The organism is Nostoc sp. (assembly GCF_036916975.1).
Lineage (GTDB): Bacteria > Cyanobacteriota > Cyanobacteriia > Cyanobacteriales > Nostocaceae > Nostoc.
Genome location: NZ_JBALFF010000118.1, coordinates 26800 through 49563, shown reverse-complemented (window position 1 = coordinate 49563; position 22764 = coordinate 26800). Strand labels below are relative to the sequence as shown.

The 22764-nt window shown below is 41.3% G+C and carries 19 protein-coding genes and 1 pseudogene; 10 read left to right on the top strand and 10 right to left on the bottom strand.

Going from position 1 to position 22764, the window contains the following annotated elements; translation table 11 throughout:
• Window positions 1-96: 96 nt before the first annotated feature.
• Entirely contained in the window at window positions 97-954 is an 858-nt protein-coding gene (locus tag V7K73_RS27255; protein WP_334884820.1) for an acyl-CoA desaturase, read from the bottom strand.
• Window positions 955-1199: 245 nt separating this feature from the next.
• On the opposite strand from V7K73_RS27255, the gene V7K73_RS27250 reads away from it, so the two are divergent.
• Together V7K73_RS27250 and V7K73_RS27245 are read left to right on the top strand one after the other, a co-directional pair.
• Window positions 1200-2429 (top strand): TetR family transcriptional regulator, encoded by a 1230-nt coding sequence (locus V7K73_RS27250; protein WP_334884819.1) that lies wholly within the window; start codon window positions 1200-1202, stop codon window positions 2427-2429.
• A gap of 222 nt (window positions 2430-2651) precedes the next feature.
• Window positions 2652-2963, top strand: coding sequence for a hypothetical protein (locus tag V7K73_RS27245; protein WP_334884817.1), 312 nt, complete (start codon window positions 2652-2654; stop codon window positions 2961-2963).
• Between the two features lie 823 nt (window positions 2964-3786).
• On the opposite strand, the gene V7K73_RS27240 is transcribed toward V7K73_RS27245, so the two are convergent.
• Both V7K73_RS27240 and V7K73_RS27235 read right to left on the bottom strand, forming a co-directional pair.
• Window positions 3787-4377, bottom strand: a complete 591-nt coding sequence (locus tag V7K73_RS27240; RefSeq protein ID WP_334884816.1) for a hypothetical protein — start codon at window positions 4375-4377, stop codon at window positions 3787-3789.
• Between the two features lie 130 nt (window positions 4378-4507).
• Window positions 4508-6313 (bottom strand): DUF1565 domain-containing protein, encoded by a 1806-nt coding sequence (locus V7K73_RS27235; RefSeq protein ID WP_334884814.1) that lies wholly within the window; start codon window positions 6311-6313, stop codon window positions 4508-4510.
• Between the two features lie 604 nt (window positions 6314-6917).
• Here V7K73_RS27235 and V7K73_RS27230 point away from each other — a divergent pair.
• Both V7K73_RS27230 and thiS read left to right on the top strand, forming a co-directional pair.
• On the top strand, window positions 6918-8033 hold the full coding sequence (locus tag V7K73_RS27230) for a thiamine phosphate synthase (protein WP_334884812.1): 1116 nt from the start codon (window positions 6918-6920) through the stop codon (window positions 8031-8033).
• Window positions 8034-8102: 69 nt separating this feature from the next.
• Window positions 8103-8315, top strand: coding sequence for a sulfur carrier protein ThiS (thiS, locus tag V7K73_RS27225; RefSeq protein WP_334874164.1), 213 nt, complete (start codon window positions 8103-8105; stop codon window positions 8313-8315).
• 83 nt (window positions 8316-8398) lie between these two features.
• Here the strand turns inward: thiS and V7K73_RS27220 are convergent, their stop codons facing one another.
• On the bottom strand, window positions 8399-9616 hold the full coding sequence (locus V7K73_RS27220) for a glycosyltransferase family 4 protein (RefSeq protein WP_334884810.1): 1218 nt from the start codon (window positions 9614-9616) through the stop codon (window positions 8399-8401).
• A gap of 1020 nt (window positions 9617-10636) precedes the next feature.
• Between V7K73_RS27220 and V7K73_RS27215 the strand changes: the two genes are divergently transcribed.
• Together V7K73_RS27215 and V7K73_RS27210 are read left to right on the top strand one after the other, a co-directional pair.
• Entirely contained in the window at window positions 10637-11620 is a 984-nt protein-coding gene (locus tag V7K73_RS27215; RefSeq protein WP_334884808.1) for a DUF1517 domain-containing protein, read from the top strand.
• A gap of 295 nt (window positions 11621-11915) precedes the next feature.
• The gene (locus tag V7K73_RS27210; RefSeq protein WP_334884806.1) at window positions 11916-12296 is read left to right on the top strand and encodes a calcium-binding protein; all 381 of its coding nucleotides are present in this window, start codon (window positions 11916-11918) and stop codon (window positions 12294-12296) included.
• Between the two features lie 3 nt (window positions 12297-12299).
• On the opposite strand, the gene V7K73_RS27205 is transcribed toward V7K73_RS27210, so the two are convergent.
• The 3 genes from V7K73_RS27205 to folB all read right to left on the bottom strand — a co-directional run bounded on the left by V7K73_RS27205 (window position 12300) and on the right by folB (window position 15347).
• Entirely contained in the window at window positions 12300-12860 is a 561-nt protein-coding gene (locus V7K73_RS27205; protein ID WP_334884803.1) for a sugar O-acetyltransferase, read from the bottom strand.
• Between the two features lie 54 nt (window positions 12861-12914).
• Complete coding sequence (locus tag V7K73_RS27200; protein WP_334884800.1) at window positions 12915-14198, bottom strand: GGDEF domain-containing response regulator; 1284 nt, start codon at window positions 14196-14198, stop codon at window positions 12915-12917.
• Between the two features lie 780 nt (window positions 14199-14978).
• Window positions 14979-15347 carry a dihydroneopterin aldolase gene (folB, locus tag V7K73_RS27195; RefSeq protein WP_334884799.1) on the bottom strand — a complete coding sequence of 123 codons (369 nt, stop codon included), beginning with the start codon at window positions 15345-15347 and terminating at the stop codon, window positions 14979-14981.
• A 167-nt stretch (window positions 15348-15514) separates the two neighbouring features.
• Between folB and menD the strand changes: the two genes are divergently transcribed.
• On the top strand, window positions 15515-17251 hold the full coding sequence (gene menD / locus V7K73_RS27190) for a 2-succinyl-5-enolpyruvyl-6-hydroxy-3-cyclohexene-1-carboxylic-acid synthase (protein WP_334884798.1): 1737 nt from the start codon (window positions 15515-15517) through the stop codon (window positions 17249-17251).
• A gap of 150 nt (window positions 17252-17401) precedes the next feature.
• A pseudogene (locus V7K73_RS27185) lies at window positions 17402-17527 on the top strand (type II toxin-antitoxin system RelE/ParE family toxin); the annotation flags it as partial.
• 358 nt (window positions 17528-17885) lie between these two features.
• On the opposite strand, the gene V7K73_RS27180 reads toward V7K73_RS27185, so the two are convergent.
• Entirely contained in the window at window positions 17886-18734 is an 849-nt protein-coding gene (locus V7K73_RS27180) for an Rpn family recombination-promoting nuclease/putative transposase (RefSeq protein WP_334884796.1), read from the bottom strand.
• Window positions 18735-18873: 139 nt separating this feature from the next.
• Here V7K73_RS27180 and menB point away from each other — a divergent pair, with 139 nt between their 5' ends.
• Window positions 18874-19707, top strand: coding sequence for a 1,4-dihydroxy-2-naphthoyl-CoA synthase (gene menB, locus V7K73_RS27175; RefSeq protein WP_334884794.1), 834 nt, complete (start codon window positions 18874-18876; stop codon window positions 19705-19707).
• A gap of 149 nt (window positions 19708-19856) precedes the next feature.
• Here menB and V7K73_RS27170 read toward each other — a convergent pair whose 3' ends face one another.
• Together V7K73_RS27170 and V7K73_RS27165 are read right to left on the bottom strand one after the other, a co-directional pair.
• Window positions 19857-20168 (bottom strand): hypothetical protein, encoded by a 312-nt coding sequence (locus tag V7K73_RS27170; protein WP_334884792.1) that lies wholly within the window; start codon window positions 20166-20168, stop codon window positions 19857-19859.
• 450 nt (window positions 20169-20618) lie between these two features.
• Window positions 20619-21158: a DUF721 domain-containing protein gene (locus V7K73_RS27165; protein WP_334884886.1), complete on the bottom strand. Its 540-nt coding sequence runs from the start codon at window positions 21156-21158 to the stop codon at window positions 20619-20621.
• Between the two features lie 167 nt (window positions 21159-21325).
• Between V7K73_RS27165 and V7K73_RS27160 the strand changes: the two genes are divergently transcribed.
• Window positions 21326-22669 carry a hypothetical protein gene (locus tag V7K73_RS27160; RefSeq protein WP_334884790.1) on the top strand — a complete coding sequence of 448 codons (1344 nt, stop codon included), beginning with the start codon at window positions 21326-21328 and terminating at the stop codon, window positions 22667-22669.
• The last annotated feature ends 95 nt before the right edge of the window (window positions 22670-22764 follow it).

Below are 22764 nucleotides of genomic sequence, written 5' to 3'. Positions count from 1 at the left end.
TCATGATGTAAATATGCAATTAAAATGCGTAATAGCTTATTAAGCCGACTGCGAGAAACAATCGGCTTAACAAATTGATGATAATTTAGTTGCAATTTAGCCGTGAGTTGCACCTTGAGGAGGACGCGAAACAACTTTTTTGGCTAAACCCAAAGTCTGTAAAACTAGGATGCTCCACCAAGTAACATCAATCTCCCACCAAGAAAACCCAGATTTTGCCATGTGGGGATAAGTATGATGGTTGTTGTGCCATCCTTCTCCATAGGTGACGATGGATACCCACCAAAGATTACGAGCGCCATCATTAGCATCAAAGGTGCGATAACCCCACAGGTGTGATGCTGAGTTCACAAACCAGGTTGAGTGCCAAAGCAAGACACATCTGAGAAATACTCCGTAGAATACGAAAGGCCATCCTCCTAAGGCATATAGCAGCAGCCCGAAGGGTATTTGCAATAGCAAGAAGTAGCGATCTAACCAGCAATAATAGGGTTGTCTTGCTAGATCGGGGGCATATTTTTTATAGGTGTCATAGTCAAAAAATTCTGGGCGCGGGTAGAAAATCCATAATATATGGCTCCACCAAAAGCCTCTTTGGGCAGAGTAGGGGTCTAAATTGATATCTTCTGTGTGGGCGTGATGCTGGCGGTGTCCACCTACCCAAAAAATTGGCCCACCTTGTAAAGCCAAGGCTCCAATCAGGGCGATCGCATACTCTAACCACTTAGGAACTTGGAAACTCCTATGGCTCAGTAGTCGGTGATATCCCAAGCAAATACCAATGCTGCCGAATAACCAGTGCAGAAACACTAACAAACCTAATGCTGACCAGGAGAAAAACCAAGGAGACAGAAGTGCTAAGGCATGAAATGTAGCAAAAAATACTACATTCGTCCAACTGAGTTGAGGTGAGTTGCCTCTCTCAGGGGCGATCGCCCCAAAATTTGCGGTCATAAAAATTCCTGTTGATGGATGATGAAGTAATTTGCCTTTTCTTGGGCATAATCCCATTAGGATTTACCCACCCCGTACACCATTTCGTTACAGTCAGCCACGCGCGGTCTTGGGGGTTTCCCCATTAGCGACTGGCGTTAGCGACAAAGGAGCGTCACCGCTAGGGTAGAGTAAAGCAAGTCTCACTTACATTTGTTATGCTAGCAGAACTCTGATATCCGTGCAAGTGCCACTTGCATTTTTGTATGTCATCTCAACTCATTTCAACTCGTCAACGCCTGATTCAAGCTGCACTTGAGTTGTTTTCTGCTCACGGAGTCAGCGCTACCACAACCCGCCAAATTGCTGAAAAAGCCGAAGTCAACGAAGTGACTCTATTTCGGAATTTTGGCAATAAGCATGGACTGCTTTTGGCTGTGCTGGAAGAGTCGGCAGCTTTTAAGGATTTAGGTGAGTCGCTGGTGCGGCGGGCTACGCCTCCCGGCAATGTCTACCAAGCTCTTAAAGATTATGCAAGTGATAGCTTACATGCATTAGAACGAGTGCCAGAGTTCGTCCGGTCTGTGGTGGGTGAAGCCGACCAATTCCCGGCAGAAAATCGCCGCGCACTAGGCAGGGGAGTAACAGAGGCAAACCGCTATGTAGCGCAGTATTTAGCTACTGTAATCCAGCAAGGCCACTTAAATACCTATTTACCGGCAGAAAAATTAGCCAGTTTGCTGAATGGGATGATCTTGGGATATGCCGTAATTGAGTTCACCAGCGAATTTCACGAACTTTGGGAGGATCGGGATGATTTTCTGGAAAATTTGGTGGAGTTGTTTTTACATGGAGCGATGTCATCTTCAGCAGAATCAGCCATAAACTCTTTACAAAGAGGGTTTATTACCACAGAAGTAGCTGATTTGCCTGCTAGTTTAGTTCACGAAATTCTGCAACAAGCAAGAATTTCGGGAGTACGAGATTATGCCTTGGCTTATGTGTTATTTGGGGCTGGATTATCCGCTACAGAAATAATCAGCTTGGAGCGAGCGCACCAAATCTACGATACTCAAGGACACTTCCTACAAATCACAATTCCCGGATTTGTCCGTCAAGTACCTGTGAATCAGTGGATTCTGGGCAAACGTTACGGTTCTTTCACTAATAATCCTTTAATCAAATGGCTCAAAAGCCGTAAAGATGTTCAAACAGCCATGTTTTTGAATGAAACAGGCACACCCATCTCAGAATCAGAGCTTCAGATACGTTGGCAAATATGGAGTGATGGGCTGTTAACTCCCCAAGGACAAACGCCAGCTATAGCACAAGCACAACAAACTTGGCGTGTAGAAATGTTAATGCGGGGGATCAGCTTGGAAAACCTGATTATTTTAACAGGTTGCGATCGCACCCAATTACAACCATATCTCCGCCGAGCCAAAGAAAAAGCCGCCCTAGAGCAAGCCACCCGTTTGGATCATAAGCCAGGATAGGGAGTGGGGAGATAACGGGAATAACGGGACTTAAACAAAACTGAAGAATAAAAGCTAACCCTCAATCCAACAAATATTGAGATTATGAATCCCTGGTTGTCTCCAGAGTGAGCCAAACCCAACTTACAATATTGGCGATCGCCCGTTCACTATTTCAGCCATTGCGATCATACTAAGTTAAGCTAAAACTAATGTGAAATATAGCACCATGAGGGTTTAATCATGTTAAGTGGCATTAAACAGCAAGTGGTCGTTGGCAAGGATGGCAAAATCGAGATTCAAACGTCTGATTTAGCCGAAGGAACTGTTGTTGAAGTGATTGTTTTGGTTGAACAAGATGTTGTTGAGACAAATGCTAACCAATCTATTCAACAAGATGTGACAGAGTATTTGCTGTCTACTGAAGCCAATCGTTACCACTTGATGACCGCTATTCAAAACATTGAAACAAAGACCAACTTGGTCAGTTTTACGCCTGAGGAATGGAATGAAGAATATAACGATCGCTCTTTAATTCATAAGGTATTGTTCTAGCTGTGTGAGGCGGCGATCGCCCCACTGACGCAAAATTGCCCACTGAAACAGTTCAGTTTTAATTCATACAACTTATAATTTATACCCAGAATCAGCAACACTCCAGCATGATGCAGTTAAACATTAGGGTAAAACAACAGAGGTTTCTTTGCCATTGTTGTTTACACCATTCAAGATTGTAGTTGTACTGCGTTTTAGTCGTGCCATAAAATGCGCTCCTGAAGGAAGTTATAGAGGATTACTAGATGTACTCTAGCCAATGCAACCCTAAACTTCTCTGAGAAATAATTCGGAAAAATTAAAGCAAATTAAGATCCACCTAATTATTTTTAGTGGATTGTACCGAAAGATTTATTAAAATTGTCAAAAAAGTTACATTAAATAAGCAACAGATACCTCCAAGTCATGTAGAGGTACTTTTAAATTGTGTCGGAGTACTTCCAAGTCATGTTGAAGTACTTCTAAGTCATATTGAAGTACTTCTAAGTCATGTTGAAGTACTTTTAAGTCATGTTGAAGTACTTCTAAGTCATGTTGAAGTACTTCTAAGTCATGTTGAAGTACTTCTAAGTCATGTTGGAGTATTATAGATGATGGGTTTCCTTAGCTCAATCCAACTTACGGCAAAGGCGATCGCGCACAAAAGTATTATAAATATAATTCAACTATAGGAGTCCTATTTGATTGCGTGAAAAAACTCAGCTTTACCTTAATCTTCTAGAATCCTTTTTTACTAGACATTGAACGCCTGAGAGGACTGGCACATAAGTCTTGGAATTAACATTCAAATTTCCAGGTGCAAGAGAAAATAGCCATCAGCATCTCAATATCTTAACTCCCTCGCTATTTGAATGATTTGAGGCTCTATTGTATTCCAAGCTAAATTGACTCGGTGCCTCTGAAGTATAAACTGAACTATGCAAAAAATTATACCAATAATTCCCACAATAATTCCGATAGTAGTCCAGATTGGAGAATGTGAATAATCTCCAGATACAACCCTAGCAATTACCGAAATAATCAGTATTACTATAAAGGATATAAGCCACAAAGGTGATAATAATCTAAATACCCCAAGAGATTCAAAAAATGATCTAGGCGTATCCAGCCAGTACCATTTTTCAGCATCATGATTGACAAAAATTAGCCAGTTGCTTTTTTCACTTTCAGTATATCCAAAAATTCCTGACACACGTTGCCCATCTCGAACTCGAATTTTCTCTCTTTTTATAGTCATCTCAGCTTCATCTCCATTGTTTTTTTGAATGGATAGCTCTATAATTGTCTCGATCGTGGAAGTTGTATATTCTCCTCCACTAACATGAGTTTTCGTATACTTCTGAACCCCTATTGCGAGTCCAGAATACACGCCCCAATTAATCGTTTGTTTATTTACAGTGACTGGCTCAAACATCTGCCTTTCCTTAGAAATAACTAAGTACTACATTGAACTCTATATAAAAAATATACCATCGCTATAGAGGCAGGGAGCAGGGGGAGGGAAAATGGAGCCGGAGCCGAGGTAAGGCGAAGGGATGCCCAAATTAATTCAACGGCTCCATAATGGCTCTTAAACCATTGGTATAGAGTGTTTTGAGCATTTTTTTAGCGTTATATTCACTGCTAAATACTCCTGCTTGCATAACTTTTTGACCTTGCCAAACTGTGGGAAACGCACCAGGAGCAAGGAATCGCACTAAATCTTCATCTTTATTAGTTGCTAATGGCACTACTACGCGATAACGGACAGCAAATTGTCTTGCATTATCGCCATCTGGAATACTTGCAGAACTTGTTTGGATGTTGTGAGTATTATTAATAGGGATATTGCGATCTGGAAGTGGTAAAAGTGCCGAAGCTGATGAGGCAGAAGTTTGTTGTATTGGTAACGGCTGCTGTGTTTGATCCGTCATACTTGAGACTTGTGGCTGTGCAACTGAATTGGATGGGTACTCAGGAGCAGTAAACTCAATCGTCTGAGGCTGAATTTGCACATAATTCAATTGTGCTGGGCTAGGAGTTGCAACTCTTGAAGTGTTAGTTGATATTTGTCTAGCCGACAAGCTGCTAGGAGTAGGAAAACTGGCAACTTTAGAGGTGGCTTGCTGTTGGTTGGCTGGCAACAATGGCAGCAATTGACTGTTTAATTGTTTAGGAACAGGCTTATTTGCTGAAATGCTGTTGCTGGTTTGCCTATTAGTACTTTCAGAGATTTCGGGAGCCGAGAAGGTAATTTCCCCGGTTGGTGGTATTTCTGGTAACACATTGTTAGCAACAGGTTGAGAATTTGGACTTGCAAGTGCTGTTGTAGCGTTGATATCTACCTTACCAGTGATGCGATCGCTCACAAGGTTGTTACCATGAGCAGAAATCACCTGTTTAGCAGCGCTGGCGTTAATATCGTAGCGGGCATTATTTTGAAATTGATTACCCCCAGGTTCGGATGCACTACCTAAATCTGGCATTGCTTGAGCGATCGCAACTAAACCATCTTCTTTATTATCTTGAATAATATTATTCCGCAAAATCGGGCGGGCATTTGCTTGCACCACAATTCCCGATCTATTGTGTTGAATTTGATTACCTATGACTACAGGAGCGGCATTTTGGGCAATATTGATGCCAAAACCCGTTTCGTGAAAGACATTTTCTTTCACTTGCGGACTGGAGTTACCAGCAATTGTCATGCCATTGGCTCCATTGCGATCAAAATAATTCTTACTAATGGTAGGTGCAGCATTACCACAGACAGAAATCCCATCTTGAGTACTACCAGTAAATGTATTTTCTGCGATTACCGGATTACTTGATTCAACCCATAAACCGTAACCACGGCGGTTTGGGTTCGTCACCGTCACCCCAGTAAGCAAGGTTTGGTTTGCTCCAACAATTGTGACATTTTGACCGGCAAAGGTCCGACTCAGGTAATCACCACCTCCTTGAATTACAATATCCTTACCTTGATTGCTAGGGTTGCCTTGAATTGAAACACCCGGTTTCAATATTAAGGGAAATTCTTCTCCTGTCTCGGCGCTATAAGTGCCAGTGGAGAGCATAATTATAGTGTTGGCCTTAGCTAATCGTAAAGCTTGGGTAATAGTTTTTACAGGAGCGGATTCGCTGCCATTGCCTGTGTCATCTCCACCATTTGGGTTGACAAACAGCGCCTTGTTAACCTGAGAATTTGTTTTCTCAATCAGACGCGCCGAATTTGGTGTCGATGGCATCTGAGCTATGGCGCTACCCAGGAACGGCATACTTGCCGCTCCCATGCCTACGGTAAAAGATAATACTGAAAAAATAAAAAATAAAAGCCTTGCTGATTTCAGAACCTTCAGCTTTGCAAGCATAACATCTACCCTATGGTACTTAGGAAACACATGATGGTGAATCATATTTAACACAACTCCTTGGAAGTAACCATAAATTCTGATACTCTCTAAGAGTATTATGTCGATAATATTACTCACATATTCAGCGAGTGGCAATTTTTAAGACCAGGTAATAAATGATATTGTGTCTGTTCAGCAATACCTTGTCCTAAAGGACACGCTACGCCAATGCCAAATTACCCTGACTCTAAAATTTGTTGACCATCAGTGAGGCGATATATACTATGAACTTTAATAATTGGCTCAGATGAGATTTTGGGCGAGAAAGCGCTCTATTTCAAAGTTAAAATTTACTTTATAAATGCTCTGTAAATAGTATCCATGCAGTCTTAAATTTAATTTGCCCCGTCAGGGATTTTCTAGTGTATCCGCTCTAGCTAGTTTTTTGTAAGCTTGTCGTTTACCCTAAAATACTTGACTAACCTTAGTGTGAAACTGTAGCCTCAAACTACCCTTATCACTGCCTATAGGAAAATGGGATGATTTGGCGTAACTCTCACTACTAGGTTACTTTCCGTATATTCTGCAAAAATTGAGTAAAAAAAAGCAAATTAATTAACTTATGGTTACTAGGATATATGATAATTCACATTCCGATGAAAGCACTAACGGGGTTGTTGTAATGGTCGAGCCATACAGCCAAAAAGAGCAGATACAACAAGTTGTCTACCGCATTTTAGATGCCAATTTAGATCGCGCTCGTGAGGGCTTGCGAATTATCGAGGAATGGTGTCGGTTTGGGTTGAATAATGCCCAGTTGGCTCTTGAATGCAAGCGCCTGCGACAAGACGTTGCTAAATGGCATACCCCGGAATTGCGGGCGGCGCGAGATACACCAGGCGATCCTGGGACTGAGTTAACCCATCCTCAAGAAGAACAACGAGCTAGTATCAAATCGGTGTTGCAAGCTAATTTTTGCCGGATAGAAGAAGCATTGCGGGTGTTGGAAGAATACGGCAAGCTTTATCACCCAACTATGGCTAAAGCTTGCAAGCAGATGCGCTATCAGGTTTATACCCTAGAAAGTAGTTTAATGGGTCATCAGCGCCATCAATTGTTATGGCGATCGCGTTTGTATCTTGTTACTTCCCCACATGAAACTTTGTTGAACAACGTCGAAGCTGCACTCAAGGGTGGATTAACGCTTTTACAATACCGCGACAAAACTGCCGATGATTCTTTGCGTCTGGAACAAGCCAGAAAACTCCGGCAGTTATGCCATATCTACGGTGCTTTGTTCATTGTTAACGATCGCGTGGATGTAGCTTTAGCTGTCGATGCTGATGGGGTGCATTTGGGACAACAAGATATGCCTATTACTGTTGCTCGGCAATTACTCGGTTCGCAGCGTCTGATAGGTCTTTCTACCACAAATAAAGAAGAAATGCAAGCAGCAATTGCTGAAGGTGTAGATTACATTGGCGTGGGGCCAGTTTATGAAACTCCCACGAAACTAGGTAAGGTTGCAACAGGCTTAGAATATGTCAGCTATGCTGCCAAAAATTGCTCAATTCCCTGGTTTGCCATTGGAGGAATAGATGCCAATAATATCAATGATGTGATCGATGCTGGAGCCGAACGTGTAGCAGTGGTGCGATCGCTCATGCAAGCCGAACAGCCTACTTTAGTAACACAATATTTGCTCTCCCAACTCAATCGCATTAAACCAGAAGTTTAAAAGAGTCATTTGTCATTTGTCCAAAGTAAGTAACCAATACCTAATACCCGATTCCCCACCCCACATATTATGTCTAATGAGATAACGGTTCAGGTAAATGGGGAAACCCATAGCTGTTCGTTTCAAACTTCTTTACCCGATTTGATCCAACAGTTGGGTTTTAACCCCCGCTTAGTGGCTGTAGAGTACAATGGCGAAATTTTACATCGCCAGTTTTGGCCCCAAACAAAAGTGCAACCAGGCGATCGCTTAGAAGTGGTAACTATTGTTGGTGGTGGTTAGTTGATTTAACTCAGCAGTTCAGTTAAGCCTAAAACTATACTTCCGACTTCCGACTTCTTTAATTCATTTTGCAAAACCGCGTTTCATCCCCCTGATTTGTAAAGCGACCGATGAAGAGTTCTACGCTTGGCTAATTCTTTACCTTTGCGGCCAAGCTGCTCACGTAATTGCTGGTCTTTGCACAACCGATTAAAAGCTTGAAATACTTCATAACCAGAATTGGGATTAACCAGTATCCCATTTTCTTCATCCTGAACTGTATCTAGAACACCGCCTAAGCGAGGGGCAATTACAGGCTTACCGAAGTAACTTGCTTCTAAATAAACCATACCAAAACCTTCCATGCTATTAGCTTTATTATCCAATAAAGTCAGCATGGCAAATATATCACAAGCAGCATAATAACCAGCTAATTCTCGCTCAGGCACATATCCGGCAAAGTGGACGCGCTTATCTACCCGCAAACGATGCGCCAAAGATTTCAATTCCGATTCACTTGGCCCTTGACCACAGATTATATAGTGGACATCCACCCCAAAAGTTAACAATAGTGGGATGTTATCAATTACTCGGTCGAAACCTTTATGTTTTACTAGCCTTCCTACCGAGAGAATAACTATTGCTGATTCGGGAATGTTGTAAGCCTGACGCACGCGAACCCGTAAATCATCAAGGCTACTGGGACTCTCTACATTATTACCAAATTTTTCTGGTCTGATGACTGGGTTAATAACGTGGATAGGAGTATCTAGTCGCAAAGCAGTTCTGAGATAGTCTCTTGTATAAGAACTGTTACAAACAATACCTTCGGCTCTATGAAGTGTTAATTTAAATAGCGATCGCAGCACGGGATTGTGTAAAGTACAATAAAGATCGTTACCGTGCAGATAGATAAAAAATCGAATCGGTAAGAAATAACTCAATAGCAACAGCGAAGGGAAATCATAGCCGTGGCCCCACTCTATATAACGGTAGTGATAGCGAAAATAAAGTCTGATTGCTACCACAAATGAGCAGACGATATTCACCCAAGGCTTGAGGATACTTCCCACAAAGCCACTACGCCAGTATCTAGGATAAAACCAGCGATATACGGGAAACTGTTGACCTCGATCAAATACTTTGTCTCCTGAGCAACTAGCCGCCAGCACAATTACTCGTTCTGGATCTTGGAGACAGCGATTATAGATATATTCCCCAATTACAGCTTCTTTCGGCAAGAAAATCCGGGATATGACTAAGATATCTGGGTATGCAGCTTTGTCTTTGATTTCGGCTGTTAGTTGAGAAATATGTTCCATAATAAAGCTGATAACTAAAATCAAATAATTTTGAATTTATTTACAATTAGGATTATTTTCAAAGCCTTAATTCTTATTTTATTTCTTTTAAAACGAATGTGGTAGACCAATTTGCAGCTTACTTTACAAGATTAGCCAGAAAGATTATTTTTTTATTGTGTTGATTTTATCGAACAGAATACATGCGTCAGTCGGCACAATTGAGTTGGGTATTCTGTGCGACTGGCGGATAAAGAATTGGGTTTAAGACCCCCAGAAATCAATCGTTTTGGTAAGCAGGGGGAGCAGGGGGAGCAGGGGGAGCAGGGGGAGAAGAAATCGGATAGTCGTATTGGATACAGGAATTGAGTAATTTAATTTTTGTCAGTCGCTGATAAGTAAGTGGGCGCAAATAATCATCACTGGCTCGTAAGCTAAAAAACATCTAATTTCTATAACCTTTATTAAATATAACTCTTGTGGGGTGGGCAGGAAAGCCCGCCCAGGTTATGCAAGTTTATTTGTGGAACAGCTTAGTTGCGCTGTCTTGCGCTTTAGCGCGACTACGAGCCAAATACAAAGATTTTAGTTTTCGTTATATAGTTTGTTTTATCTTGCCTACCTACTTAGCGCAGCGTCTCGTAGAGAGGAACGAGCGTCTTGATTGCTGACCAAAGCAACGGAAACGTCTTTGGCTTTGCTTCTGAATTGAGAATAGCGGAATTAAAAATTAAAGCATCTGTATAATTCCAAACTGTAGCCTGAAAGTGGTAGTCAAAAACGTAGCAACAATAACCCAATCGCAAACTTCTGTAATTGTGAACATATCTTAAGGTACGGTTCCCCAGCCGAGAAATCCCCCCTGCGATCGCTGCCTAGCCAACAGAAGACGCGGTAAATTGAATATGTAGCCAATACTTGTGTATGCTACGTGAATGCTACAAAGCAAGCTTTTACGGGCTGGCGTTAGCGACAGATTGAGACACTCCTACCAGCATAGGGAGAAATCATAAATAATTCACTTTTCCAAGCGATAGTATTATGGGTAAAAAACTACAACAAGCCATCAAACCACTGTTAAAAAGCTTCTTAGCGCTAGGACTGGTGTTAACTTTGGTTTTTAGCCACGCCGATGGAGCATTAGCGGCCCGTAGTGGTGGGCGAATCGGTGGTGGTTCCTTTAGAGTACCTTCGAGCCGCACCTATACACCGCGCACATACTCACCTACTGGCGGGGGTGGATACTATCCTGGGGGTGGTTTTGGTGGTGGTTTTGGCTTTCCCTTCCTACTTCCTTTGTGGGGTATTGGGGGAGGATTTGGTGGTCTATTTAGTATCTTAATTTTCTTTGCGATCGCTAATTTCATATTGCAAACTTTCCGCCGCGTCTCTGGCGGTGAAACTCAAGAAGCAGATTACAGCAGTAACTCTCCGGTTTCTGTAACTCGTTTGCAAGTAGGTTTGTTAGCTCAAGCCCGGGAATTGCAAAATGAACTCAACCACATCGCTGAAACTGCTGATACTAACACACCAGAAGGGAGAGCAGAAGTTTTACAAGAAGCCAGCCTAGCTTTACTGCGCCATCCCGAATACTTTGTATATGCAGGTGGTGGTACTCAACAAGCCAGTTTAAATTCAGCTGAAAGTCAGTTTAATCGCCTGTCACTGGCAGAACGCAGCAAGTTTAGCGAAGAAACTATTTCTAACGTCAACAACCAGCTAAAAGCAGCCCTTGCCAAAGATGCTTTACCTCCGGGTGGTGAACTCGACAACCCCACCCGCCTATTTACCGAAGGCCCTGGAGAATACATTATCGTCACCTTGCTAGCGGCGACATTAGGTAAGTTTGAAATCCCCACAGCGATTAACAGTGCTGATGATTTGCGTCAAGCTTTGCGCCAAATTGGTAGTATCCCCAGTGAGAAACTTCTGGCAATTGAAGTTCTTTGGACTCCGCAAGCTGAAAATGATACCCTGACATCTGATGATGTACTGGCAAATTATCCTGATTTGAGACTTGTTTAATCTTAGGACTAATCAAGCGACTCTGATATGAGTTACCCTTTGAGAGCATAACTAAAAAACCGTTTGTCAATGACAAGCGGTTTTTTGTATAACTTAGAGATACCGTGGCTTACGCACTGAAAACTGAAACCTAGCTCCCCCCCAAAAAGTAAATAACCCTAAAAGCCTTCTATTTAAGGGTATTGGGGTATCTATTATGGGTAAGTCCTATATATTTGAGAATTTTAGAAAAATTATTCTTAAGTCTTGACTTTGGTAGTATTATCAAAGTGCATTATACGTAAAGCGTTATCTTATGCCTAGTGTTGAAGCCGACGAAAACCGAGAGCATCGCATTAAAACAGAGATCATTGTAGATGCTGAAGATAAAGAAGACCGGGCTATGGGTTGGTACTATTACCTCGAAGAGGCTCTGAATTTTCCCTTTATGGCTAAATGGACTAAGAAGGGACGCAAATCAGGTTCTAGCGAGGAGAAACAAGTGGAAGTGCTGGGAATGGCCCCAGATGATGAGTGCTTAAAAGATATGCTTGTAGAAGTGGCTTACATTAATGGTAAGGATGATGATGTATATTCTGCAAAGTTATCTGAAATAATAGCCATTGATACTGACAGCGAAACTCAAGAAGCGATCGCAGACTGGCTCTATTGGGTTGCTAGAGGATATAAATTTTAAATTCTAGGATAAATAGCGAATGACGCGGCAGGGATTGCCAGCAGCGACAACATTCTCAGGTATATTTTTAACTACTACACTGCCAGCACCAATGGTTGTATTATCACCAATAGTTACACCTGGACAAATAATTGCACTGCCACCAATCCAGACATTGTTACCAATGTTAATTGGGGCAGCTAATTCTCTCCCAGAAAGACGAATTTCTGGCTCTGTTGGGTGATAAGCAGTATAAATTTGCACATAAGGAGCGCACAAGACATTTTCACCAATATGAACTGTATTGCAGTCTAAAATTACACAGCCATAGTTCATATAGAATCTGTCGCCAGCAAAAATATTACTGCCATAATCACAGTGAAAGGGTGGCACAATTGATGTTTTGTCACCGATTTTTCCAAATAATTCTTGCAAAATTTTCTGCCGTTGCTCTTGCTGTTCTTCGCTTGTAGAATTATAACTTCGCAACAGACGACTAGCTCGCTTATTTTCGGCAGCCAATTCTGGATCATCTGCTAGATATAATTCGCCTGCGAGCATTTTCTGTTTTTCGCTTTTTTCCATGACTTATGTAGCTTCTTAGTTGTGTGTGATATACCTTCGTAGCGGCTAGAGTCATTAACTAAATATGGCATAAGTAGCTTTTCCCTGCCTTTTAGCTCGGTACATAGCAATATCAGCATCTCGCAGCAGAGTTGCAGGTTCCTCATAATTAGTAAAATTCCAAGTAATACCAATGCTAGCTGTAGTAGATAATTGATATCCATTCAGGTTAAGTGGCAATCTTAAGGAGTCTTGAATCCGTTTGGCAATATTGGTAGCGTCGGTAATATCTTTAATATCCTCCAAAAGAACTGTAAACTCATCACCACCAAAGCGTGCTACAGTATCGCCACCGCGTAAGCACAACTCTAAACGTCTAGCGATCGCTACTAAAAAATCATCCCCTATTCCATGCCCAAAGCGATCGTTAATCTCCTTGAAGCCATCTAAATCCAAAAATAAAACTGCAAAATAATAATTGTTTCTGCGTTTGCTACGTTCAATTGTTTGTCTAAGCCGATCTAAAAATAAAACCCGATTCGGTAATTCTGTAAGCCCATCATAAAAGGCATTGCGGATCAGTTGCGCCTCTGTCTGCTTGCGTTTGGTGATGTCTTGAAAAACTAAAACTGCGCCAGTAATATTGCCATTTTGATCCCGAATAGGTGCAACATTATCCCCAATCGCTATTTCTTTGCCATCTTTGCTAATCAATGTACAGTTTTCTGGTAAATTGAAAATTTCGCCTGATTCGATTACATATTTAGCTAAATTTTCAATTCTTTCTCCTACATCTTTGTCAACTAAACTAACGACTTCTTCTAAATCTTTCTCCAATGCTTCAGTTTGCTTCCAGCCAGTGATTAGTTCTGCTTTGGGATTCATCATTTGAATAGAACCATTTGCATAAGTCACAATCACTGCACAGCCCATGCTGTTAATAATTGCCGTCAGCCTCTGTTTTTCTTCGTATAATATCTTTTTGCTCTGATGTTTGTACAGAGCCATTTCAATCGTTAAATGTAAATCACTTTCAATAAATGGTTTAACTATGTAACTAAAAGGCTCACTTAGCTGATTATTTGGTAATGTTTTATATTCCGAACAGTTTGTTAAATATACTACAGGGATATTTAACTGATTCTGGATAATATCCGCTACATGTACACCGTCAATTTCCCCAGCTAGGCAGATATCAATTAATACTAAATGTGGATGAGTTTCTGCTACCTTTTTGATTGCCTCTTCACCAGATTTAGTTGTTTCTGAAACTGAATAACCTAATTTTTGTAAACTATTTCTAATATTTGAGGCTAGGATTTTCTCATCCTCAACAACTAGGATTTTGCGGGCGAACATGTTAAAATAACCTGTTTGCTAAGGTTAAGATTTTTTTTATGAGTATAAACTCATGTAAAATTTCATTATTCTATCATAAACAATCTTTAGCTATTCTGTCTTATTGCTTGATATAAATACTGAGTCAGGAGCAAATAACATCATGTTATTAAGCTCCCATAATTTCTGTACTTGTCAAAGCTAATTCTGATTATTTAATGCAGCTAATGTCAATTTAGTAACATCAAACATAATTTTCTATGTAATTACTAGCAATCAATAAGCTATTTTCATAACTTATACCAATTCTGTATTAAGATGCGCTAAACCATATTTAACTACAAGAAAGAAAAACGAACCGCAAAGGACGCAAAGAACACAAAGAAAGAAAGAAAGAAAGAAAGAAAGAAAGAAAGAAAGAAAGAAAGAAAGAAAAAGTTAAAAGGGTTTGGCGCAGCCTCACAAAGAAATGGTATTAGGTAATAATTTTTCTTAATAAAATAATTATTAAGTATAGTATTTATGTAAAAATTAATCAAGAAAAAATTATCAAATAACACTATATTAGTTTTATGTAAGTGAAAATAATATCGTGTGTTATTATTAATTTAATAGTATCGAATTACTAGAATATTACTAAAAAATAATCATTATCTGGAATTAAAAATTTTAAACTATAAATAGCTTAAGTGTTGGCTTATTCACCCGCCTGGAATTAAAGTTCCAGGCTAATAGCTAAAGTCTACTGAAGTAGACTAAAGATTTTTGGGTGTATTTAGTCATGAAGAATAGATATTGAGATTAGAGATTGGACTTACTTTTAGTCAGTTCAATGCTAATTTTGCCACTAAAGTCTGGAATAGGTGCAGCAGGTTTGCTCAGAATGACATGAACTTGTGTTACACGATCGCATTCTTGGAGAATAGAATCTGCGATCGTTGTTACCAATTTCTCCACCAAAGCAAACTTAGACGTTTTGACCAGATGTTGTATCAAGCTAATGACGCTGCGATAATCTAAAGTGTCTTCGATCGCGTCAGTCTTGGCCGCGGTGGAGAGATCCAACCATAACCTCACATCTACCTCAAACCATTGTCCTAACACCTGTTCTTCTGGTAGATACCCAGTGTAGCCATAGCAGCGAATTCCCGTTAAATGAATGCAGTCCATAAATGTTTGAGAGCAAATTGTGCATGTAGAAACTAGAGTAAGTTTGCTTGGATATTTTCCTGACCACAAACTCGCGTGGCGGTGTAGGATTTCATTTTTGGATTTGTCAAATCCCAGATGGATTTTAAATTGACCCCTAGATAAAATCTAAAATTTAATTTATAGCTATGTTTGATTTTAGGAATGTTAATCAAGTTTGGGCTTATATTTTAACAGAGACGCTAAAGCAGTTGGGATTGACTTGTGCTATCATTTGTCCGGGATCGCGCTCTACAGCCTTAGCGATCGCCTTTGCTCAACAAGCACCTGAGATTGAAGCGATTTCCATTCTCGATGAACGTTCCGCCGCCTTTTTTGCCTTGGGACAAGCTAAAGCAACCGGACGACCTGTAGTATTAGTTTGCACCTCTGGTACAGCAGGAGCAAATTTTTATTCAGCAGTAATCGAAGCCTCATATAGTCGCGTCCCACTGTTGCTATTAACCACCGATAGACCCCCAGAATTGCGAGATTGTCACTCTGGTCAAACTGTAGATCAGTTGAGATTATATGGAAACTACCCAAATTGGCAAACAGAGTTAGCCTTACCCTCTGTTGATATGGGAATGTTAGCTTATCTGCGACAAACGGTAATTCATAGCTGGGAAAGATCGCAAACTCCGACAAAAGGGCCAGTACATTTGAATATTCCCTTTCGCGATCCCTTAGCGCCTCTTCCTGATGGAACAGACTTGAGTTATTTGCAATCACAGTTTCACCCAGAAAACTTTTTCGCAGGAATAGCAAACACTACCCCATTCCCTATTCCCCATTCCCAACTCCCCATCCTCCAACAATGGAAAGAATGCGATCGCGGCATTATTATCGCAGGTGTTGCCCAACCGTCGCAACCACAGGAATATTGTAGAGCGATCGCGCACCTTTCCCAAACTCTCAAATGGCCTGTGCTAGCTGAGGGACTCTCCCCAGTCAGAAATTATGCCGAACTCAACCCTTATTTGATTTCCACTTATGACCTGATTTTGCGAAATCAGCAACTAGCAAAGCAGTTAGCGCCCGAAATGGTGATTCAGGTGGGTGAAATGCCTACAAGTAAAGAACTGCGTAGCTGGATAGATGCAACGCAACCGCGACGCTGGATAATTGACAATAGCGACCAAAACCTCGACCCTTTGCACGGGAGAACGACGCATTTACGGATATCTGTAGAAGACATAAAAGTAGAGGAGAGAAATTTATCTGGTTCTTCAGACTATGGAAAGCAATGGTGTGATGCAGAAGAAGCGGTTAGGTTAGTTGTTGACCAGACGATGGGGAAAATAGATGAAGTCATTGAGAGTAAAGCAGCTTGGTTAATTTCTCAGATTTTACCACCAGGAACACCACTGTTTATTGCCAATAGTATGCCTGTGCGGGATGTGGAATATTTCTGGAAACCGAATAATTTAGGAGTGCGATCGTATTTTAACCGGGGTGCAAATGGCATTGATGGCACATTATCCACAGCATTAGGAATGGCACATCGCCAGCAGCAAAGTAGTGTGATGTTAACCGGAGATTTGGCTTTATTGCATGACACGAATGGGTTTTTAATCCGCAATAAGTTTGTCGGACATTTGACGATTGTATTAATCAACAATAATGGTGGTGGAATTTTTGAAATGTTACCCATTGCCAAGTTTGATCCACCATTTGAAGAGTTTTTTGGTACTCCCCAGGATATTGATTTTGCTCAGTTGTGCGCTACTTATAATGTGCAGCATGAATTGATTACTTCTTGGGAGAATTTGCAGCAAAGATTAAACCCACTACCAAATACAGGAATTCGGGTTTTAGAGTTGCGGACAAATCGTAAAAAAGATGCCAAGTGGCGACAGGATAATTTAAGTAAGTTTGCCTTATGAACGTGGATTAAATAACTTGCAATTCTGAGTTTCGTTGGGGTTTAGCAGTGTAGTTCCACTGTGGCAAAAAATCATCAAAGAAAATCTCCATAGTTTCTTTAAAACCCTCAGCAACTTTTTTGCCTGTTTGGTAGGCTTGCTCAATGACATCCAGAGAAGAAAGCAATATTACTTGTAGCTGGAAACAAAGCAGGGATAAGTGAAAAAAGATTTTACAAGCAACTGATTGCAAAAGCAGATGCACGATTTGACTCTCATCTTGATGAACTGAAAGAAATAGGAATTCGTCAAGATAGTGTTTCTAGGCTGGAAAAACGTACTGACCTCCTTCTTTCTACATTGCGTAGTTATGTAAAGGCTATGGGAGGAGAGCTAAAACTTGTAGCAGAATTTCCTGATAGACCTCCTGTGATTATTTCTGCACTACGAGAATTAGATGATCAAGCTTCTGAGATAGAAGTAAAATGAGCGATCGCACTTTTTCTTCCACCGCTTCTGATAGAATTGCGTGTCTGCAAATGCTTGTTGACTTCGAGAAACTTATATTTGTAGCCTAGCCATAATTATTTTACGGAGTGCGTAGGCGTAGCCCACCGCAGGTATCGCTCTTTTTCTGTGCGTCTGTGGGTAAAACTTAACCCTTTACTTCACCTTGTAACCACCCTGACAAATCAGCAACAGTGGAGAAATCAAACATTGCATCACCTAAAGCTTCCAACTGTTCCACCGATAACCCTTGAATCTGGGAAAGAAGCGCATCAGGAATATTACCCACACGCCGATTTAATAGTCGTAAAACGATCGTTCTTTCCCCTTCAACCTTTCCTTCCTCTCGTCCTTCAACCTTTGCTTCCCGAATAGCCCGTGGTTCTTCTAGATTTAATCCCAACATCGCTGCAATCTCCTCTCGACTAAGGTTAGAAAACTTGTAGACAATAATCGTCGTCACTAAATCAATTATCGCTTGCTCTGATTGTTGCTGTGCAAGTTCCAGCAAAAACCGCGCCCCTTCCACTGCTTCAGTTTCAGAAGTAACATTTGTCAGCAACATCAAACCTAACCCCAAAGGCTGTTGTCGCAAATCCCCCAACTCATCCAGATAAACCCGCCTAACTTGACCACTTGAGAGCAAAGTGCGGTGAATTGAAGAAGAAGAAGGTTCCAGACTGCGAGAACCAAAAATTATTACTCCAAACCAGTCATCATAACGAATCGAGTGGCGATAGAGAAACAAAAACAACTCACTAAAGAAGCGGTGATACAGGTCTTCATCTTTCTGAAACTGGACTTCTGCAAAAAAGACGGTTTTGGAAACTAGATTCGCCGGAGGTAAAAATACTCCGTCAATCCGAAACGCCGTTTCTTTGACTTCAACTGATTCAAACTGGTAGTTTTGGGCTTCTGGGGGTGGTTCATCTACTAATTCAAACAGTAAACCGGGGAATTGCTTAAATAATTTGTAGAAGATAGAGTCGCGCCGCATTTTTATTCCTCAACACCCAGACAATTACCAGATTGTAAAGGCTTGAGATACCAATTTTAGCGTCGGCGTAACCCACCCCAGGTATCGCATGTCCCTACGTCCGCGATAAAATTCTCAAACAACAGCGCACTCCATACCAATGCAAATTAACTGGCAAACTGCTAAAACCTACGAAGATATTCTGTATCAAAAAACTGATGGCATTGCAAAAATCACCATCAACCGTCCCCATAAACGCAATGCTTTTCGTCCTGAAACAGTCTTTGAACTGTACGATGCTTTCTCTAATGCTCGTGAAGATACTACTATTGGTGTCGTCCTATTTACTGGCTATGGGCCACACACTGATGGCAAATATGCCTTCTGTTCTGGTGGCGATCAAAGTGTGCGGGGACATGCGGGTTATGTAGACCATACTGGCATCCCCCGCTTGAATGTGCTGGACTTACAACGCCTGATTCGTTCCATGCCGAAAGTTGTGATTGCTTTAGTAGCTGGATATGCGATCGGTGGTGGACATGTCCTACACTTAATTTGCGACCTTACCATCGCTGCCGATAATGCCATTTTCGGACAGACTGGCCCGAAAGTCGGCAGTTTCGACGGTGGTTTTGGAGCCAGCTATCTCGCCCGCGTTGTGGGACAAAAAAAAGCTAGAGAAATTTGGTTTCTCTGTCGCCAATATGATGCACAACAAGCTCTAGAAATGGGCTTAATTAATTGTGTCGTCCCAGTCGAACAACTAGAAGCAGAAGGTATTAAATGGGCGCAAGAGATTTTAGAAAAAAGTCCGATCGCAATTCGGTGTCTCAAAGCCGCCTTCAACGCTGATTGTGACGGACAAGCTGGTTTACAAGAACTTGCTGGTAATGCCACCCTACTCTATTACATGACAGAAGAGGGGTCTGAGGGCAAACAAGCATTTCTGGAAAAGCGGCCACCAGATTTCCGCTCTTTTCCTTGGTTACCTTAAAACTGGCAAAAATCGCACCCCTTATTGATGAGGTGCGATTTTTTGTATATATCAACGTTTAAAGCACTAAAAATCTTAAAAAAAATCTTATCTTAAGCAAAGTACAAAATCAGTTCAGTAATAATGGATGACTAAATAACAACGGATGACTAAATAACAACTGCTTTAGCCTTTAGCTGTTCAGGGATAGAGGCAGCTATTTCCTCTACAGGGGCAACAGCATTGTCTAAATCTGAGGCTAAGGAATGAGTTGATGTTAAAACTGGAGCTGCGTCTGGCAAAATCCAAGCATCTTCCAAGGTTTCCCAAGATGGTGCAAAAGGTGGAAGTGCCAAAGAGCAAGCCTTCCAAGTTGCTTGAACTGGCGCTCCCAATTGCTGACACGTTCCGCCACGGCGACCCTCTGGCTGGTAATAACGGCAATATTTACAGGCAGATGCTAAAAATTTAATGGGTTTCATTTGGATTCATCTTTAGTGCCGTTTCCGGCTGAGTTTCATACTTATATTTTGCTTCTATATATAAATACATATAAAGACAAATAAAAGCCAAAAAGCCATTATTGTCTATAGGTTTCAGCGATCCCAACGAAAAAATAAACTTTATGATATTTTTATATTCTTGTTATATTTTTCAATAAAGCTTAGAGTCATTGCATATATTTTTTGGCTAAAACTTATTAGGGATCAAGACTAAAACTGAAGCTTTTGATTTATCTAACCTTTTAACTTCCTCCTTAAGGATAGTTAAAGGCATATAATTTTAGATAAATAGCCTGTTTTGCATACCACATTAGGCATATTTTAGCCGTAAAATACATTTTTTCTAAAGAATCAAAACTATATTTATGTGAAGTCACTTGAGGAAAAATTCTGCTTAAAGAATAATCGCTAAACTATTTTGCTTTCAATTTAAAACTTTTTAGCAGCACAGACAGAACAGACTTCCCAGCGCTGGAGTTCGCCGGGTGGGGTGGGAGATTGACACTGGGGACAAAGAGGTAAGCCATACGATCGCGATCGCATGATCTTCGTCCAATGCCCAAAAGCAGCATTTACATCTTTAGTGGGTGTAACATCAGGGCGGCTAATCTCATCACCAAGGTAACTGGGATGCTCATGGGGCGAAACCGTTTGTTGCTGTTTTCTCTCCACAGATCGATTTTGCCAGTTAGCAGTAGAGAAGCGAATATCAACCAAAGGCGTTGGCAGGTTTTTATTCAACTTTAAAAGCAGAGACGAGCGACCAAAAGTCAGGTTTTGCGCCCAAGCAGCACTAGAAGTTGCTACTGACAAAACATCACGCTGAATCGACAATGGTCGAGTATGTGCAGCAATCACTGGGCCAACAACTTCTGGCCAAAACTTGAGCAGGCGTTGAAATGGTTGCTCTTGCCATTTAGCCTGCTTTTCTAGAACGCCCAAAATATCATTAATTGATTTCAACGACATCATTCAAAGTGGGGAGTGGGGAGTGGGGAGTGGGGGACATGGGGGAGAAAGAATAACTAATGCCCAATGCCCAATTCCCAATCTATCTATTTAGATAATTTTCGCTACTATTGTCACAAATATATCTAAAGTTAATTCCAACAATCTACGTTTGAGGCACAGAGGCAATGACTCAAAATCCCCTGAATGATTCCGGTACTCAATCGTCTAAAATACCTGGGTTGAAACCAGCACTAGCAGCAGCATTAGCGAGTTTAGAGGTGTCCCTAGAGCAAGAGTTAGCTCGATACCGACGCACGCGAACTGGTTTGGTGGCATCAAAGCAGCCTCGTGTTGGAACTTACATGAGCAGTCAATCTCAGCCGTTAACTGCAATCCCTACAACATTAGGTACAACTCAGTCATCAGTAACGGAAATTAAAACGAACGTACCACCGACATCTTTTGTAGCTGTGAATCATCAGAAAACCCCAGCGCCAGCTACAGCAATTGACGTACCACCGACATCTTTTGTAGCTGTGAATCATCAGAAAACCCCAGCGTCAGCTATGGCAAAAATTGAAGAATTAAATAATCTCAATGTGTCCTCCACCTCAGATTCTGCTAAAATACAAACTCAACTTCCGCCGCCGCCGCCCAACTTTAGTAGCAGCATCGTGCCAGCAATTATTAAAGATACTAAGAGCGAAAACCTTTTGCCGCCAAATGATACCCCTAAGCACCCAGATGACTATTTGGAATCTAGTGAAGCATTGCTGCGAAGTCTGACAGAAGAACAACCAGAAACCAAAAAATCAAACAATTCTAGCGATAGTCTGCTATCACCTTTGGGTATCGGCTCGATGTTGTTGCTATTGGTAGCGAGTCTTACCCTGGGTTATGTAGTCTTCAATCCCAAAAGCTTGCCACAATGGAATTTAGGCAAGTTGTTTAACGGCAACTCGTCTCCTGCACCAGAAAATACTCAGGAAGTCGGAAGTAATGTCCAACCTCAGATCGAGCCACCAAGCACATCTATACCCAAGTATCCTAATCTAGCTGCCCAAGAGTTTCCTGAGGTGAGAGACGCCAATGATGTAGTTGGCTTAAAACCCAAAGTCCAACCAACCCTCGCAGTAGTGCCTAATCCAGTTGTTCCCGACAAAAGAGCAAATCCTCAAGCGGCATTGCCTGACCCCAACACAGCCCTAAAACCGACAAATCCGATCGCTTTAGCACCAGTACCGACAGTACAGCCCTTGCCTCCCCTGAATTTGCCTCCCACTTTAACGCCGAAAACCTCGCCCAAGCCGGATGCAGAAATCAAACCAGCAACAGATGGCTTCTATCATGTAGTAATAGATAATAAAGGCACAGCTTTTGCCTCAGCACGACAAGTAATTCCCGATGCTTATTTATCATCCAACAAAGAATTAGTTTATTTGGGTGCTTTTAAAACTAAAGAGCAAGTACAACAACATCTGAAATTGTTACAGGCAAGGGGAATCAAGGCACGGGTTCAGCAGCGATAAGTTGCAAAAATCTACGATACCATGAGAGAACAGTCTTGAGTTAATGAGTGCTGAGTTAATGAGTGCTGGGTTAATGAGTGATAAGTGATAAGTGC

What these genes read in the sequence shown, in the direction of transcription:
- V7K73_RS27255 (WP_334884820.1), bottom strand. Translation starts at nt 954, where the DNA reads ATGACCGCAAATTTTGGGGCGATCGCCCCTGAGAGAGGCAACTCACCT.
- V7K73_RS27250 (WP_334884819.1), top strand. Translation starts at nt 1,200, where the DNA reads ATGTCATCTCAACTCATTTCAACTCGTCAACGCCTGATTCAAGCTGCA.
- V7K73_RS27245 (WP_334884817.1), top strand. Translation starts at nt 2,652, where the DNA reads ATGTTAAGTGGCATTAAACAGCAAGTGGTCGTTGGCAAGGATGGCAAA.
- V7K73_RS27240 (WP_334884816.1), bottom strand. Translation starts at nt 4,377, where the DNA reads ATGTTTGAGCCAGTCACTGTAAATAAACAAACGATTAATTGGGGCGTG.
- V7K73_RS27235 (WP_334884814.1), bottom strand. Translation starts at nt 6,313, where the DNA reads ATGCTTGCAAAGCTGAAGGTTCTGAAATCAGCAAGGCTTTTATTTTTT.
- V7K73_RS27230 (WP_334884812.1), top strand. Translation starts at nt 6,918, where the DNA reads ATGGTTACTAGGATATATGATAATTCACATTCCGATGAAAGCACTAAC.
- thiS (WP_334874164.1), top strand. Translation starts at nt 8,103, where the DNA reads ATGTCTAATGAGATAACGGTTCAGGTAAATGGGGAAACCCATAGCTGT.
- V7K73_RS27220 (WP_334884810.1), bottom strand. Translation starts at nt 9,616, where the DNA reads ATGGAACATATTTCTCAACTAACAGCCGAAATCAAAGACAAAGCTGCA.
- V7K73_RS27215 (WP_334884808.1), top strand. Translation starts at nt 10,637, where the DNA reads ATGGGTAAAAAACTACAACAAGCCATCAAACCACTGTTAAAAAGCTTC.
- V7K73_RS27210 (WP_334884806.1), top strand. Translation starts at nt 11,916, where the DNA reads ATGCCTAGTGTTGAAGCCGACGAAAACCGAGAGCATCGCATTAAAACA.
- V7K73_RS27205 (WP_334884803.1), bottom strand. Translation starts at nt 12,860, where the DNA reads ATGGAAAAAAGCGAAAAACAGAAAATGCTCGCAGGCGAATTATATCTA.
- V7K73_RS27200 (WP_334884800.1), bottom strand. Translation starts at nt 14,198, where the DNA reads ATGTTCGCCCGCAAAATCCTAGTTGTTGAGGATGAGAAAATCCTAGCC.
- folB (WP_334884799.1), bottom strand. Translation starts at nt 15,347, where the DNA reads ATGGACTGCATTCATTTAACGGGAATTCGCTGCTATGGCTACACTGGG.
- menD (WP_334884798.1), top strand. Translation starts at nt 15,515, where the DNA reads ATGTTTGATTTTAGGAATGTTAATCAAGTTTGGGCTTATATTTTAACA.
- V7K73_RS27180 (WP_334884796.1), bottom strand. Translation starts at nt 18,734, where the DNA reads ATGCGGCGCGACTCTATCTTCTACAAATTATTTAAGCAATTCCCCGGT.
- menB (WP_334884794.1), top strand. Translation starts at nt 18,874, where the DNA reads ATGCAAATTAACTGGCAAACTGCTAAAACCTACGAAGATATTCTGTAT.
- V7K73_RS27170 (WP_334884792.1), bottom strand. Translation starts at nt 20,168, where the DNA reads ATGAAACCCATTAAATTTTTAGCATCTGCCTGTAAATATTGCCGTTAT.
- V7K73_RS27165 (WP_334884886.1), bottom strand. Translation starts at nt 21,158, where the DNA reads ATGTCGTTGAAATCAATTAATGATATTTTGGGCGTTCTAGAAAAGCAG.
- V7K73_RS27160 (WP_334884790.1), top strand. Translation starts at nt 21,326, where the DNA reads ATGACTCAAAATCCCCTGAATGATTCCGGTACTCAATCGTCTAAAATA.